The sequence below is a fragment of the Actinokineospora sp. genome (assembly GCF_050699995.1).
Lineage (GTDB): Bacteria > Actinomycetota > Actinomycetes > Mycobacteriales > Pseudonocardiaceae > Actinokineospora.
In genome coordinates this window covers 1-11364 of sequence record NZ_JBOHGC010000037.1, presented here as the reverse complement: position 1 = coordinate 11364, position 11364 = coordinate 1, and the positions used below count along the sequence as shown (strand labels likewise).

The window sequence follows — 11364 nt, the reverse complement described above, 5'->3', positions numbered from 1 at the left end:
ACTCGGCCGAGTCGCCGGACAGCATGGCGACGGTGCGGCGCACCGTGTCCGGGCCGACCTGCTGGCCGCGGGTCGCGAGCGTGGCGAGTTCGGTGAACACGCGCTCGGCGAAGGCCACATCGGCGGGGGCGCCGGTCAGCGTGACCTCGTTGCCGCGGACGTGGACGTCGGCGTCGAGCAGTTCCTCCGCGAGGCGGAGGTTCTCGTCTCGCGACCCGAGCAGGGCGAGGACGGCACCTTCGGGGATGGAGAACCTCGACTGGGCGTCGTGCTGTGGAGTTGGCGCGTCGGAAGGTCGGGGATCGGTGCCGGTCACGTTGCTTTCGGTCCTGCCTTCTGCGCCACGCGCTGTGGGTCGGTGTCTGATCCGATGCTAGACCCAGCCACCGACACGGCGCACCGGAAAAACACGCTCAGCGACCAAAGCCCGCCAACTGCTCACCGCCCAGAACGTGCAGGTGGGCGTGGAAAACCGTGCGGCAGGCGTCGTCTCCGGTGTTGAAGACAAACCGGTATCCGGACTGGTCGATTCCCTCGACTCGGGCCACCTCGGCGCCTGCTTTGAGCACGTCGGCGAGCAATCGGGCGTCCTCGGCGAGCGCGGCGGCGTCCTCGTAGTGGGTTCGGGGCACGACGATCACGTGGACCTTGGACTGCGGATTGATATCGCGAAACGCGAATGTGGTTTCGGATTCGTGGACGAGCTTCGACGGGATGTCACCGGCGATGATCTTGCAGAAGAGGCAGTCCGCATTCATGCGCCCAGATTAATGGGAGTGCGGGTGGAGGATGCCGCGCGGGCGATGAAGCCTGGGGGTCGCCTCACCGCCTCGCGCGGCTCCGCCGGACCGAGGGGGGAGGTGTCCGGCGGTAGTCATGGGGGCGTCCGAAAGTTCGGATCGCCTTGCAGGAGAAAGGGTAGACCCTTCGCGCGGGTCAACGCCACCGTGTCGTGAGCGCGCCGATGGCGCCCAGCGCGACCGCGGCGGCCGTGGAAGTGCGCAGCACGGAGGGGCCGAGCCGGACGGTTCGGGAACCTGCCTGCTCAAAGGCGTTGATCTCCTCGTCGGTGATCCCGCCCTCCGGCCCGACGATCAGCAAAAGATCACCCGATGAAGGGAGATCGATATCCGCCAATCGGGTGGCGCGGCCTGCTTCCAGCACGAGGGTGAGCGCGGACTCCTTTGCCACCGCAACGAGTTCGCGCACCGACATGGGGTCGGTGACTTCGGGAATCCAGGCGCGTCGCGCTTGTTTCGCGGCCTCCCGGGCGGTAGAGCGCCAGCGGTTGAGCGCTTTGTCGCCGCGCGGTCCGTCATCCCATTTGGTGATGGAGCGGGACGCGCGCCACGGGATGATCGCGTCGGCGCCCGCCTCGGTCGCGAGTTCGACGGCGAGCTCGCCGCGGTCACCCTTCGCGAGCGCCTGGGCGATGACCACGCGCGGGGCGGGCGGCGGCTCGGCCCAGCGTCGGGTGATCGTCAGGTCGAGCGAGTCCTTGGCCGCCGCGTCGACGACGCAGTGGGCGACTGATCCTTTGCCGTCGGAGACGAGCAGTTCCTCGCCCGCGCGCAACCGCCGGACCGCGGCCGCGTGGCGGCCCTCCGGGCCGTCGAGAACGAATGACGAGCCGGAGGGCAGTGCCTCGGCGAGGAACAGCGCCAGGGTCATCGGGCGTGGCGCTGGCGCAGGCGGGAGAACAGTCCGCCCTGGCGCGCGCTCGCGATGGCGAGCGTGTGCTCCTCTTCGCCGCGCAGCTCGGCGAGCTCGCGCAGCAACTCGGTCTGGCGGGCGTCGAGCTTCGTCGGGACCTCGACCTCGATGTGGACGTGCAGGTCGCCGCGGCCGTCGACGCGCCCGGTCGACCGCAGGCGCGGCAGGCCGCGGCCGGTCATGACCAGCTCGGTGTCGGGCTGCGTGCCCGGTTCGAGTTCGATGTCGAGCGGGCCGTCGAGGGTCTCCAGCGGGACGACCGCGCCGAGGGCGGCGGTGGTCATCGGGACCCTCAGGGTGCAGTGCAGGTCGGCGCCCGCGCGCTCGAAGGTCGCGTGCGGAAGCTCCTCGACCTCGACGTACAGGTCGCCCGCGGGACCGCCGCCGGGGCCGACCTCGCCCTGGCCGGAGAGCCGCACGCGCATGCCGTCGGCCACGCCCGGAGGGATCTTCGCGGTGATGTTGCGGCGCGCGCGGACGCGCCCCTCCCCCGCGCACTGGCGGCACGGGTCGGGGATGACCTCACCGAGACCGCGGCACACCGGGCAGGCCCGGGCGGTGACGACCTGGCCGAGGAACGAGCGCTGCACGGACTGGACCTCGCCGCGTCCGCCGCAGGTGTCGCAGGTGGTGGGCGAGGTGCCCGCCGCGCAGCCGGAGCCGCGGCACAGGTCGCAGAGGATGGCCGTCTCGACGGCGATCTCCCGGCTGACGCCGGTGGCGCACTCCTCGAGCGTCATCTGGATGCGCAGCAGCGCGTCCGAGCCGGGCTGCACGCGGCTGCGCGGACCGCGTCCGCCGCCCGCACCCGCGGCGCCGAAGAAGGCGTCCATGATGTCGCCGAGCCCGAAGCCGCCACCGAACGGGTCATGGCCGCCGCCACCGCCACCGCCGTTGGACAGCGGGTCGCCGCCCATGTCGACGATCTTGCGCTTCTGCGGGTCCGAGAGGACCTCGTAGGCGGCGGTCACCTCACGGAAGCGCTGCTGCGCGGCCTCCTCCGGGTTGACGTCCGGGTGCAGCTCGCGCGCCAGCTTGCGGTAGGCGCGCTTGATCTCGTCCGAGGTCGCGTCCTGCCGCACCCCGAGAGCGCCGTAGTAGTCCCTCGCCACCTTGTCCCAGTCCTCCTGCCCCGAGCACGTCGGGGGATCACTTCGTTGCTTCGCGTTAACGGCCGAGGATGTCCCCGACGTAATTCGCCACCGCGCGGACGGCGGCGATGTTGGTGGGGTAGTCCATGCGAGTCGGCCCGACCACGCCCATGCCCCCGAGCAGGGTCGCACGAGTGCCGTACCCGATGGAAACCACGGAGGTGCTGCGCATCTCCTCGGCCTCGTTCTCCTCGCCGATCCGGACCACGACCGTGCCCGAGTCGGTGGTCGCGGCGAGCAGTTTGAGCACCACCACCTGCTCCTCCAGCGCCTCGAGCACCTGGCGCAGGGAGTGCGGGAAGTCAGCGGCGTTGCGGGTCAGGTTGGGGGTGCCGCCGAGGACGAGACGCTCCTCGGGGTGCTCCACCAGGGACTCGACCAGCACGATGGAAAGCCTGGTCAGCGGGTCGCGCAGGTCTTTGGGCGCGGACTCCGGCAACTCGGCGACCTTCGCGGCGGCGTCGGTGAGCCGCTTGCCCGCGAGGGTGGTGTTGAGGATGGTGCGCAGCCGGGCGACGGACTCGTCGGTGACAACGTCGCCAAGGTCGACCATGCGCTGGTCGACGCGGCCGGTGTCGGTGATGAGGACCATCATCACCCGCGCGGGGGTGATGGAGACCAACTCGACATGGCGCACGGTCGAGGTGGTGAGCGTGGGGTACTGGATCACGGCGACCTGGCGGGTCAGCTGCGCGAGCAGCCGCACGCTGCGGCGCATGACATCATCGAGGTCGATCGCGCCCTCGAGGAAGCTCTGGATGGCCCGGCGCTCGGCGGAGCTCAGCGGCTTGACGTCGCTGAGGCGGTCGACGAAGAGGCGGTACCCCTTGTCGGTCGGGATGCGGCCGGCGCTGGTGTGCGGCTGGGTGATGTAGCCGTCCTCCTCCAGCGAGGCCATGTCGTTGCGCACGGTCGCACTGGACACACCCAGGTGGTGCCGGTCGACGATCGCCTTGGACGCGACCGGCTCCTGGTTGTGCACGTAGTCGGCGACGATGGCGCGCAGGACGTCGAGCCTGCGTTCGTCCGAACTGACCACGTGGCACCTCCCTCTGGTAAGAGTTTACGGAGCGCGAGACGCTATGGGGTCAATCGGTACGGCTATCACGTTTTGAGCATGGGTCTTGCGCGTTTGTGAGGTTCGTCTGAATCATGCTCGCACTACCCACCGGTAACTGGGAGCCCTCATGGCGTCGTCAGTGTTGACCACGGTGTTCTTGCCGATCGCGCTCGCGATCATCATGTTCGGACTGGGGCTGTCGCTGACAGTCGACGACTTCACCAGGGTGGCGAAGTTCCCCAAGGCTGCCCTGTTGGCGCTCGCGGTGCAGGTGCTGGTGCTGCCCGCCGTCGCGCTGGGACTGGTGCTGGCCTTCGACCTGTCGCCGGTGCTCGCGGTCGGCATGATGCTGCTCGCGGCGTCGCCGGGCGGGACCACAGCCAACATCTTCAGCCACCTCGCGGGTGGGGACGTCGCGCTGAACATCACGCTGACGGCGATCAACTCGGTCCTCGCGGTGGTGACCCTGCCGATCGTGGTCAACCTGGCGATCGCGGGCTTCCTCGACGGGGACGCGTCGCTCGGGCTGCAGCCGGCGAAGATGCTGCAGGTGTTCGCGATCGTGCTGATCCCGGTGGCCATCGGGATGGCGGTCAACAATCGGTTCCCCGAGTTCACTGCCCGGATGCGCACGTCGGTCAAGATCGCGTCGATCGTGGTGCTGGCGCTGGTGATCGGGGTGGCTGTGTACCTCGAGCGGGCCAACATCCTCGGCTACATGAAGTCGGTGGGCGTGGTCGCGGTGCTGCTGTGCGTGCTGAGCCTCGCCATCGGATACTTCGTCCCCCGCCTGGCGAAGGTGAGCGAGAAGCAGGCGATCGCCTCGTCGTTCGAGGTCGGCATCCACAACAGCACCCTGGCGATCACCATCGCGCTGAGCCCCGCGCTGCTGGACAACGCTCAGATGGCCGTGCCCGCGGCGGTGTACGGCGTGCTCATGTTCTTCCCCGCGGGTCTGCTCGCGTGGTGGATCACCCGCCGGACCGCCGCTGCCGCACCGGATTCGGCCACCTCAGGCGCGGACAGCGGCAGTCAGTAGGCGTCAGGTCCGCACCGGAACCTTCGCCGCGCCGCGGAGATTGATTCGGCCGTTCCACTCCACCGGGCCGTCCAGCGCCAGGTCCGGGAACCGCTCGACCAGCCTGCCGAGGGCGATCCGGCCTTCGAGGCGGGCCAGGGCCGCGCCCAGGCAGTGGTGGGGGCCGGCGCCGAAGGAGACGTGGTGGCGGGCGTTGGGGCGGCTCAGGACCAGCTCCGCGGCGTCTTCGCCCCAGAAGGTTGGGTCGTGGTTGGCGGAGGCGAGGCTGGCGATGACGAAGCTGCCCGCCGGGATCTCGTGGCCGCCGATCTCGACTGGCGCCGTCGTGATGCGGCGGCTCATCTGGACCGGGCTGTCGTAGCGGAGGAGTTCTTCGACGGCGTTGTCGATCAGGGTTGGGTCGGCGCGCAGGGCCTTGAGTTGGTCGGGGTTTGTCAGGAGTGCGACTACTCCGTTGGAGATCAGGTTGACCGTGGTCTCGTGGCCCGCCACATAGAGGAGGCCGACCTGGGCGATCAGCTCGTCGTCGCTCAGGACGTCGCCATCGTGTTCGGCGTCGATCAGCGCGGTGAGTAGGTCGTCGGCCGGGTTGGCGCGCTTCCACTCGATCATGTCGGCGGTGAGCCGAGTGAACTCCGCGTCCGCCTCGCCGATGCGGCGGGCCAGGTCCGGGTCGCCCACCGGTTCCAGGGACCGGACCAGGGTCCCGGTGAGTTCGCGCAGGCGGTCCTCGTCGGTGGGCGGCATGCCGAGCATGTCGGCGATGACGGTGAAGGGCAGCGGGAACGCCAGTTCGTCGACGAGGTCGGACCGGCCCGCTTCGGCCATGCAGTCGAGGGAAGCGTCTACCAGTTCGGTGATTCGCGGAGCCAGCGCGTTGATCGCGCGCGGCGTGAAGACCTTCGCGACCAGGGAGCGCAGCCGGGTGTGGTCGGGCGGGTCGCGGTCGAGCATGGACAGTCCGCCTAAGCGCCAGTCGTCGCCGCCCGCGGCTTTGCGCATCTCGTCGCGGACCGGGTGCGGGGCGAGGTGGCGGGTCTCGACGGACTGGCCTGAGCGGAGCAGCGCGGTGACGAGGTCGTATCGGGAGACGTACCAGAACCCCAGGGGGTGTTCGTGGACCGCGGTCTCGTCCCGGAGTTCGGCGTAGTGCGGGTACGGGTTCTCGCTGAATCCCGGGGCGAAGGGGTTGAACATGGTCTCCGTCATCGTTCACCTTCTCTGCGTTGGTCACATACACTGCGTATGTCACCAGTTGTACACCAAACCGCCCTCCGCGAGTAGGCGCTCAGTGGGCGGCCGCTCGTCGCAGCGGCATCATGGTCGGCGGGGGTTCTTTCTCCAGGAAATCCAGGACGATCCGATTCACCAGTCCCGGCTTCTCCATCGTCAGCAGGTGGGACGTTCCCGGGACGACCGCCAGCTCCGCGTTCGGAATGGCCCCGAAGAGCTTGGATGTGTGCTCGAAGGTGATCATGTCGTCGTCGCCTACGATGACGAGCGTGGGCGCGCTGATCCGCCCCAGGTCCGCGAGCGGGATGGCAGGCTGCGTGGTCGCCATCTGCTGGAACTTGGCGAACACGACCGCCCAGTGTCCCGGCCCGTCCGGGGACACGGCTTCGTAGAGCGATCGCAGCATGGTCCAGTCATCGCTCTCGGCCGTTGACGACGCCATGTGGGCCACGATCTCGGGCGGGGTGCCAGTGGTGTCGAAGTTCGCGCTGATCACGACGAGTTTGCGCACGAGATCGGGACGCGCCATCGCGACGAGCAGGCCGACGATGCCGCCGTCGCTCCACCCCACGATATGCGCCGCGCCGCCGACGACCGTGTCCATGAAGCCGACCGTGTCGGCCGCCATGTCGTCATACGAGAGCGGCCCGGCCAGATCCGCCGTGTGGCCGTGCGCTCGCCGCTCGGGCGCGATGACCCGGAACCGCGCGCCGAACTCCGCCAGTTGCGGCTCCCAGGTCGCGTTAGTGCACAGTCCGCCATGAAGCAGCACAAGCGCGTCGCCCGTGCCTTGCTCGTCATACCAGGTGTTCAGGTCGCCGATCTCGACATAGCCGCCCATAACATTCCTCCATTCGGCGCAACGCCATTTCCGAATGCTCCACCGACGTGCCTGGGGCGGCAAACCAAACTGTTCCCACTGACCGGATACACCAAAACGGCTGGTCAGAGCGGACCTGGCAGACTTGTTTACTATGTCCGCCACCAAAAGCAGGCGCGAGCAGTACTCCGAGGCGACTCGGGCCGCCCTGATCGACGCCGCCACCAGGCGTTTCGCGACTTTTGGGTTCGCCGCGACAGCGCTGGAGGACATCGCGACCGACATCGACGCGACGCGGGGGGCGGTCTATCACCACTTCAGCAACAAGCGGGCGCTGTTCAAGGCCGTCCACGAGGAACTGGAGTCGGCCGCCGTCGCCCGGGTCACGGAGATCGCGGCGGCCGCGGCGGATCCGTGGACGGGGGCACTGGACGCGCTGGACGCGTTTCTCGACCAGTGCCTGGACCCGGTCTACAGCCGAATCGTGTGGCGTGAGGCGCCGGTGGCGCTGGGGTGGCAGGAGTGGCACCGGGCCGAGGAGACCTACGCCTACGGGATCATCCACAAGCTGCTGACCGCGCTGGTCGCGAGCGGCCACATCGAGCCGGTGCCGCTCGACACGGCCACCCGGATCACCTTCTCGATGCTGGGTTCGGCGGGAACGACGCTGGCCGAGAGCCCGGCGAAGGACCAGCAGCGGCTGCGCGACGAGTACGCCGACATGGTCCGCCGCATGCTGCGCGGCCTCTCCGGCACTTCGTCAGGGGGCTGACATCAGGTCAGGCGGCGGACCACGGCGTCGGCCAGCAGCCTGCCGCGTGAGGTGAGCACGCAGCGGCCCGCGGCCAGTGACGGGCCGTCGAGCAGGCCGTCGTTCGCAGCTTCCCGTGCTTCCGCCTGGCCCGCCTCATCCAGGGCGGACAAAGCCAGGCCGTCGGACAGGCGCAACTCCAGCAGCACCCGTTCGACTCGCTGATCATCGAGCGACAGACGTTCGCGGCCCGCCGCGGGCGAGTTGCCCTCGGCGAGCAGGTCGGCGTAGCGGGCCGGGTGTTTGACGTTCCACCACCGCACGCCGCCGACGTGGCTGTGCGCGCCGGGACCGGCGCCCCACCAGTCGCCGCCGAGCCAGTAGCCCAGGTTGTGCCTGCACCGCGCCTCGTCCGACGACGCCCAGTTCGACACCTCGTACCAGGTCAGCCCCGCCGCCGACAGCGTCTCGTCGACCTGTTCGTAGCGGTCGGCCAGCACGTCGTCGTCCGGGGCGGGCAGGTCGCCGCGCCGGATGCGGCGGGCCAGGGCGGTGCCCTCCTCGACGATCAGCGCGTACGCCGACACGTGGTCGACCCCGGCGGCCAGCACGGCGTCCAGCGACGCGGCCAGGTCCTCGGGGCGCTCGCCGGGCGTGCCGTAGATCAGGTCCAGGTTGACGTGTTCGATCCCCGCGGCCCGCGCTTCCAGCGCGGCGGCGACCGCCCGGCCGGGAGTGTGGGTGCGGTCCAGGACCTTCAGCACGTGCCGGGCCGCGGACTGCATGCCCAGGGAGATCCGGTTGTAGCCCGCCTCGCGCAGGCCCGCGAAGAACTCGGTCGACGTCGATTCCGGGTTGGACTCCGTCGTCACCTCGGCGCCGGGTGCGAGACCGAAGGTGGAGCGGATCGCGCCGAGCACCTCGCCCAAGCCGTCGGCGCCCAGCAGCGAGGGCGTCCCACCGCCGACGAACACGGTGTCAACCTTCGGCGGCGATCCCAGGACTCGGGCGGCCAAGTCCAGTTCGCGGCGCAGACCTTCGAGCCACGACTCGGGCGAGGCCGACGAGCCGAGCTCACCTGGTGTGTAGGTGTTGAAGTCGCAGTACCCGCAGCGCGTGGCGCAGAACGGAACGTGCACATAGACGCCGAATGGGCGCGCGCCCAGGCCCGCGAGCGCCGAGGACGGAAGGGAGCCGTCGACGGGGGCGGGTTCGCCGTCAGGCAGTACGGAGGGCACGCCACCATCCTCCCAGGCCCCCTAGCAGGGATTTATTCCGGCAGGGAGAACCGCGTGACGTCCGTCCCAGCATGCGGATGGAGGTGGACCACACCGTGGACGCATGGGACGCTGGACCCATGTCAGCGACCGAAGTCTTCCTGGTGGCCCGCCGCCACGTCGACTTCCGTCGCGTCTCCAGCGCGATGTGCCGTCAGTACACCTGACCCGTCGTCGCCTATCTCGAATTCAGCAGGCGTCGGACGCGCCGGCTGAGCACCCCTGATCTCCGGGGTCCCTGACGGTGCGCTCGAGCGCCCCGACCCTAGAGGACAGCCGGTGTCTCCCACCACCACGGAGTCGACCACACCGCAGTCGACCGCCTCAACCCCGGCCCGCCCCAAGGCCCGCCGGGGTGAGGGGCAATGGGCGCTCGGTTACCGCGAGCCGCTGAATCCGAACGAGCGCGCCAAGAAGGACGACAACCCGCTGCACGTGCGGGACCGCATCGTCGACATCTACGCGCACGGTGGCTTCGACAGCATCGACCCTGGCGACCTGCGGGGACGTTTCCGCTGGTACGGCCTCTACACCCAGCGCAAGCCGGGGATCGACGGCGGCCGCACGGCGACGCTGGAGCCCGAGGAGCTCGACGACGAGTACTTCATGCTCCGCATCCGCATCGACGGCGGCGCGGTCACCACCCAGCAGCTCGCGGTGATCGGTGAGGTCTCGCAGACCTACGCCCGCGACACCGCCGACATCACCGACCGGCAGAACATCCAGTACCACTGGATCCGGGTCGAGGACATGCCCACCATCTGGGCCAAGCTCGAAGGCGCGGGCCTGACCACGATGGAGGCCTGCGGCGACAGCCCGCGGGTCATCCTGGGTTCGCCGGTCGCGGGCATCGCCGAGGAAGAGATCATCGACGGCACCCCGGCCATCGAGGAGATCAAGCGCCGCTTCGTCGGCGACAAGGCGTTCTCGAACCTGCCGCGCAAGTTCAAGTCGGCCGTCTCCGGGCTGCCGGACGTGGCGCACGAGATCCACGACGTCGCGTTCGTCGGCGTCAACCACCCCGAGCACGGCCCCGGCTTCGACGTCTGGGTCGGCGGCGGCCTGTCGACCAACCCGATGATCGGCCAGCGCCTCGGCGCCTGGGTCCCGCTCGACGAGGTGGCCGACGTCTACGGCGCGGTGATCAGCGTCTTCCGCGACTACGGCTACCGCCGCCTGCGCCACCGCGCGCGCATCAAGTTCCTGGTCAAGGACTGGGGCGCGGCGAAGTTCCGTGAGGTCATGGAGGAGAAGTACCTCAACCGCAAGATGATCGACGGCCCCGCGCCCGAGGTCCCCGCGGTCCCCTACGACCACGTGGGTGTGCACAAGCAGAAGGACGGCAAGTTCTACGTCGGCGCCGCCCCGATCGTCGGCCGCGTGTCGGGGTCGGTGCTGGTCGAGGTGGCCAAGGCCGCCGAGCGCGCCGGGTCCAACCGGGTCACCTTCACCCCGCAGCAGAAGCTGGTCGTCCTCGACGTCCCCGAGGCCGAGGTGTCGTCGCTGCAGGCGGAGCTGGCCAAGCTGGGCCTGCAGACCGAGCCTTCGGTGTGGCGGCGCGGCGTGATGGCGTGCACCGGCATCGAGTTCTGCAAGCTGGCGATCGTCAACACCAAGGACCGGGCGATGGACTTGGTCGCCAAGCTGGAGACCCGGCTCACCGACATCACCGACGGCATCACCGCGCCGATCTCGGTGCACATCAACGGCTGCCCCAACTCGTGCGCCCGCATCCAGACCGCGGACATCGGCCTCAAGGGCCAGATCGTGACCGACGACGACGGCAACCAGGTCGAGGGTTTCCAGGTTCACCTCGGCGGCGGCCTCGGGCTCGACGCGGGCTTCGGCCGCAAGCTGCGCGGCCACAAGGTCACCGCTGACGAGCTGCCCGACTACATCGAGAGAGTCGTACGGCGGTTCGCCGACCAGCGGCACACCGGTGAACGGTTCGCGCAGTGGGTCGCCCGTGCGGACGAGGGAGACCTGAAGTGAGCGAGCAGCGCGCCGTCCCGTTCTACTGCCCGTTCTGCGGCGACGAGGACCTGCGCCCCCACAGCGACGAGTCAGGGCGTGACCAGCACGGCACCTGGCACTGCCGGTCCTGCACCCGGGTGTTCAACCTCAAGCTCGTCGGACTGGCGGCGCGGCGATGACCGCCGAGCCGCTCAGCCTGGTCCCGCGCGAGGCGGCCGAGCCCACCAGCCTCGTCGAGCACCGGCAGGCGCTCGCCCAGCGCGCCGCCTGGCGGCTCGAGGAGGCGCCCGCCGAGGTGGTGATCCGGTGGGCAGCCCGCACATTATGACGTTTGTTCGCGCTGACG

Annotated in this window: 13 protein-coding genes and 1 pseudogene; 6 read left to right on the top strand and 8 right to left on the bottom strand. The window is 69.5% G+C overall.

Annotated elements, in window-relative coordinates:
* The 5 genes and pseudogenes from ACRDSQ_RS02430 to hrcA all read right to left on the bottom strand — a co-directional run.
* Positions 1–316, bottom strand: a pseudogene (locus ACRDSQ_RS02430) (PhoH family protein); the annotation flags it as partial.
* A 97-nt stretch (positions 317–413) separates the two neighbouring features.
* Positions 414–758 (bottom strand): HIT domain-containing protein, encoded by a 345-nt coding sequence (locus tag ACRDSQ_RS02425; protein ID WP_431418359.1) that lies wholly within the window; start codon positions 756–758, stop codon positions 414–416.
* Positions 759–936: 178 nt separating this feature from the next.
* Entirely contained in the window at positions 937–1671 is a 735-nt protein-coding gene (locus ACRDSQ_RS02420; protein WP_431418358.1) for a 16S rRNA (uracil(1498)-N(3))-methyltransferase, read from the bottom strand.
* Positions 1668–2825, bottom strand: a complete 1158-nt coding sequence (dnaJ, locus tag ACRDSQ_RS02415; protein ID WP_431418357.1) for a molecular chaperone DnaJ — start codon at positions 2823–2825, stop codon at positions 1668–1670. Before dnaJ ends, ACRDSQ_RS02420 begins: the two co-directional genes overlap by 4 nt.
* 55 nt (positions 2826–2880) lie before the next feature.
* Positions 2881–3903 (bottom strand): heat-inducible transcriptional repressor HrcA, encoded by a 1023-nt coding sequence (gene hrcA, locus ACRDSQ_RS02410; protein ID WP_431418355.1) that lies wholly within the window; start codon positions 3901–3903, stop codon positions 2881–2883.
* Between the two features lie 148 nt (positions 3904–4051).
* Here hrcA and ACRDSQ_RS02405 point away from each other — a divergent pair, with 148 nt between their 5' ends.
* Positions 4052–4963: a bile acid:sodium symporter family protein gene (locus tag ACRDSQ_RS02405; protein ID WP_431418353.1), complete on the top strand. Its 912-nt coding sequence runs from the start codon at positions 4052–4054 to the stop codon at positions 4961–4963.
* A gap of 3 nt (positions 4964–4966) precedes the next feature.
* Here the strand turns inward: ACRDSQ_RS02405 and ACRDSQ_RS02400 are convergent, their stop codons facing one another.
* Together ACRDSQ_RS02400 and ACRDSQ_RS02395 are read right to left on the bottom strand one after the other, a co-directional pair.
* Positions 4967–6172, bottom strand: coding sequence for a cytochrome P450 (locus ACRDSQ_RS02400; RefSeq protein WP_431418352.1), 1206 nt, complete (start codon positions 6170–6172; stop codon positions 4967–4969).
* Between the two features lie 79 nt (positions 6173–6251).
* Complete coding sequence (locus tag ACRDSQ_RS02395) at positions 6252–7037, bottom strand: alpha/beta fold hydrolase (protein WP_431418350.1); 786 nt, start codon at positions 7035–7037, stop codon at positions 6252–6254.
* 133 nt (positions 7038–7170) lie between these two features.
* Here ACRDSQ_RS02395 and ACRDSQ_RS02390 point away from each other — a divergent pair, with 133 nt between their 5' ends.
* Entirely contained in the window at positions 7171–7788 is a 618-nt protein-coding gene (locus tag ACRDSQ_RS02390) for a TetR/AcrR family transcriptional regulator (protein ID WP_431418348.1), read from the top strand.
* Positions 7789–7790: 2 nt separating this feature from the next.
* Here ACRDSQ_RS02390 and hemW read toward each other — a convergent pair whose 3' ends face one another.
* Positions 7791–9005 carry a radical SAM family heme chaperone HemW gene (gene hemW / locus ACRDSQ_RS02385; protein ID WP_431418346.1) on the bottom strand — a complete coding sequence of 405 codons (1215 nt, stop codon included), beginning with the start codon at positions 9003–9005 and terminating at the stop codon, positions 7791–7793.
* Between hemW and ACRDSQ_RS02380 the strand changes: the two genes are divergently transcribed.
* The 4 genes from ACRDSQ_RS02380 (at position 8918) to ACRDSQ_RS02365 (ending at position 11346) form a co-directional block, all read left to right on the top strand.
* A complete protein-coding gene (locus ACRDSQ_RS02380) occupies positions 8918–9211 on the top strand; it encodes a putative leader peptide (protein WP_431418345.1) in 294 nt (97 codons plus the stop codon). The two genes, hemW and ACRDSQ_RS02380, sit on opposite strands and share 88 nt — an antisense overlap.
* Positions 9212–9323: 112 nt before the next feature.
* Positions 9324–11036 (top strand): nitrite/sulfite reductase, encoded by a 1713-nt coding sequence (locus tag ACRDSQ_RS02375; RefSeq protein ID WP_431418344.1) that lies wholly within the window; start codon positions 9324–9326, stop codon positions 11034–11036.
* The gene (locus ACRDSQ_RS02370; RefSeq protein ID WP_431418342.1) at positions 11033–11197 is read left to right on the top strand and encodes an Insertion element protein; all 165 of its coding nucleotides are present in this window, start codon (positions 11033–11035) and stop codon (positions 11195–11197) included. The genes ACRDSQ_RS02375 and ACRDSQ_RS02370 overlap by 4 nt, the downstream gene beginning before the upstream one ends.
* Positions 11194–11346 carry a hypothetical protein gene (locus tag ACRDSQ_RS02365; RefSeq protein WP_431418340.1) on the top strand — a complete coding sequence of 51 codons (153 nt, stop codon included), beginning with the start codon at positions 11194–11196 and terminating at the stop codon, positions 11344–11346. The genes ACRDSQ_RS02370 and ACRDSQ_RS02365 overlap by 4 nt, the downstream gene beginning before the upstream one ends.
* Positions 11347–11364: the final 18 nt, after the last annotated feature.